Source organism: Allostella sp., from assembly GCF_041913585.1.
Taxonomy (GTDB): Bacteria; Pseudomonadota; Alphaproteobacteria; order ATCC43930; family Allostellaceae; genus Allostella.
Window position 1 is genome coordinate 12,811 of the sequence record NZ_JAYSFE010000111.1, and the last position, 3,392, is coordinate 16,202.

At 76.2% G+C, this 3,392-nt stretch carries 1 protein-coding gene; it reads right to left on the reverse strand.

Translation table 11 applies throughout. The features are described from left to right. On the reverse strand, window positions 1–3,231 hold a 3,231-nt coding region (locus tag ACE3Q3_RS18455), incomplete at its 3' end, for an AsmA family protein (RefSeq protein ID WP_374448581.1). Window positions 3,232–3,392: the final 161 nt, after the last annotated feature.

The following is a 3,392-nucleotide window of genomic DNA, read 5'->3' on the forward strand; positions in this document are numbered from 1 at the left end:
CTGGAGGGCGTTGGTGTCGAAGATCTTGCGCGGATCGTCGATCGACCCCTCCAGCCGCACGCCCACCGGCACCGGCTCCGGCTTGGTCGCGATCCGGGCCTCGATGCGGGTGTCGGTCGTCCAGGCCGGCAGGCTGGTGACGGTGGTGCCGGTCGCCGCGAAGCCGGCGGCGGCGAGCTTGCCGTCGTCGCTGCGCACCACCCCCTTCTCGATGCGGTAGGTCGCGGTCAGCGACGAGAACGGCGTGTCGCCGTCCTTCCCCAGTTCCTGCACCAGCCCGAGGATGTCCGGCAGCTTCGACAGGTCGGTCGCCTCCACCGAGTTCGCGACCTTCGACAGGTTGAGGCCGCGCAGCACGCCGTCGCGCACGTCGAGATCGCCGCGGCCGGCCAGCGCCGACACCAGCTCCCACTGGCTGCGGCCCGTCGTCTCGACCGCGAGGTTGGCCTGCATCCGGCCGCCGACGAGGCGGATGGTGCGCCCGGTCTCGATCGCCTGGCCGAGGTTGACGTTCTGCGCCTTCACCTCCAGGCGGGCGCTGGGAACGCCGCGGGCGACGAGCCGCCCCTTCAGTTCGGCGGTCCCGCCGTAGAGCGCTCCGGTGAAGCGGCCGAGCGTCAGCGTGCCGTCGGCCAGCGTCAGCACGATGTCGGGCTGGGTCACGACCCACCGGCCCTGGCGGAAGCTGGCGGCGCGCAGCTTGACGTCGGCATCGGCCGTGGTCAGGGCAGAGAGGTCGAGCGGCGCCCGCGACCAGCGCTCCGCCGGACGGGCGGGTGCGGACGGCTGGGACTGCGGCTGCGGCTGTGCCGGGGCGGCCGGCCGCGGCCGCGCCTGCGCCAGCATCACCCCCGGCCGCAGCGGCGGCGGGCCGGCGTCGGCGCGTTCCTCGACCGGCAGGAAGGCATCGACCGAGAGTTCCCCGCCGGTCAGGTCGGCGATCACCTTCGGCCGCGGCCCGCCCGTCTCGATGCGCAGCGGCCCTTCCAGGCGCGCCGGGCCGGCAGCGAGCTGGAAGCCGTCGAGGAAGAGCGTCCCGCCTTCCGCGCGCGTCCTGGCCGCCAGCCGGAACGGCCCGATGTCGCCGCCGCGCGCGCGGTAGCCCGGGGAGAGCTGGGACAGCAGCCGTCCGGTCGCTGGATGGCTGGCGTCGATGGCGAGCGCCACCCCGGTCAGGCCGCGCGGCGGCTCGATCGTCCCGGTCAGCTTCGCCTGCCCCTCGCCGAGCCGGCCGGCGAGGTCGAGCGACAGCTTCGCCGCCGACCCGGCGACCTTGCCGGTGACGCTGAAGGGCTGCTGCGCCTGGGCCGGCGCGGCGACCCCGCCCTGGCTCAGGACCCGGCCGAGATCGCGGCCGCCGGCGTCGAGCGACAGGTCGAGCACCGCCTGCGGACCGAGGTTGCGGACCGTGCCGGCGAATTTCACCGACGCGCCGGCATAGTCGCCGACACCGGCCTGCCGCACCGTCAGCGTCCCCGCCTGGAGCTGGGCGGCCAGCACCAGATCGCGGCCCTGCTTGCCGGCGACGGCGAGCTGGCCGACCCGGAGGTCGAGGTCGAGGTCGATCCCCGGATCGGCGGGGCCGGCGCCGGCCGCTGCCGGTGCGGCGGGGCCGGCGGACCCGGGCCGGGCGCCCGGCGCGGGCTTCAGCCAGGGATCGAGGTCGAGCCGGTCGACGACGATCCGGGCGCCGATCGCCGGCCGGCCGCCCGCCGCCGGCAGGCGCAGCGTGGCGCCGCCGGTCGCCTTGGTGGCATCGACCGTCGCCGCCAGGTCCGCGACCTCGACCAGGGCTGGGGTCGCCTTGATGCGCGCCTGCAGCGCAGCCCGGCCGAGACGGTCGGCGGGCAGGCCCTCGGGCACCGCCCGGTAGGCGGCGAGGAGCCCGCGGAGGCTGCGCGAATCGACCTGCAGGCGGCCGTCGAACTGCGGCTGGCCCTGGACCGCCGCCAGCGTCCCCGTCAGGGCGACCGTCGTCGAACCCGGCAGTTCGGCGCCGGCGCGCTCGAGCGACAGCTTGCCGTCCGCCAGCCGCGCCACGAGCTTCGCCTGCCGGATCGTCTGTCCCTGCGCCACCACCGCATCGACCGCGAGGTCGACCCGGGCCGAGATGCCGGCCGGCAGGGCGAAGCCGCCGCCGGCCGGAGCCGCGCCGCGCGCCGGTGTCGGCGTGGGTGCGGAGGCCGGTGCGGGCGCCGGCGCCGCGACGGCCTGGCGCCACTTGTCGATGTCGAGGCGGGGCGAGGACAGGGTCGCCTCGATCGCCGTCCGGCCGTCGCGTCCGGGGGCCGCGGCGACACGGCCCGCGAAGGTCGTGTCGTCGATCCGGAGCGAGACCGGATCGGCCTGGGCACGGTCGCCTTCGAGGCGGAAGGTCACGTCGGCGGCGAGCGGCTTCGCGGGCCCGACGGCGGCGCCGGTGAGCGCGGCTGCGAGGCCGGCCAGGCTCTCGGCCTCGACCTTGACGTTGCCCTCGATGCGTCGCGCCGGCCCCTCCGGCCCCAGCGTCGCCGTGACCACGGCACCGGCCTTGGCCTCCTTCAGGCCGAGCGCGACGCGGACCGGCGTCGTCGCGGCCGGGTCGAGCCGCCCGGCCTCGGCGTCGAGGGTCGCCGGCCGGCCGCGGACCATCATCTCGCCGGTGGCGCGGAACGGACCCTGCAGGCTCTCCGCCGCCGCACGGACCGCGATCCGCTCGATCCGCTCGACGCCCCCCTTGCCGTCGCGCCAGACGACGGTGCCGTTCTCGATCACGACGTTGGCGAGGCGGATGGGCAGCCCGGCGCCCGCCGCCGGAGCACCCGCGCCGGGCGCGGCAGGCGCCGACGGCGCCGCGGCGCCGCCGGGCTTCATCGCCCAGTTGCCGGACCCGTCCGGCAGGGACTGGAGTTCGATCACCGGCTCGACCAGGGTCACCCGGGTCGTGTCGATGCGGCCGGACAGCAGCGGCCAGAACGCGATGTCGACCTCGAGCGCCTTCAGGGTCGCCATGTCGGGGACGGCGGCGCCGGGCGCGTTGGCAAAGCGCACGTCGCGGACGCGGAGTTGCGGGAACGGCAGGATGCGGAGCCCGATGTCGCCGCCGATGGTGAGCCGCCGGCCGGTCGCCGCCTCCGCCTCGGCCGCGATGCGGGCCTTGTGCTGGTTCCAGTCGATGAAGGACGGCACCACCAGGGCGGCCCCGAGCAGCAGTGCGACGACGGCGACAATGCCGATGAGGATCCTGCGCATCGTTCCCCCGTTCTGCGTTGGGCGACCGGTCCGGCTCGCCTCGCCGCCGGTAGCGGCATATTCTAGGCGCCCGTCCGCCCGCGGGCCACGCCCCGGGCGGCACCAGCGATGGAGACCGCGATGGGCGAGGTCGTCAACCTCAACCGCTTCCGCAAGCAGGC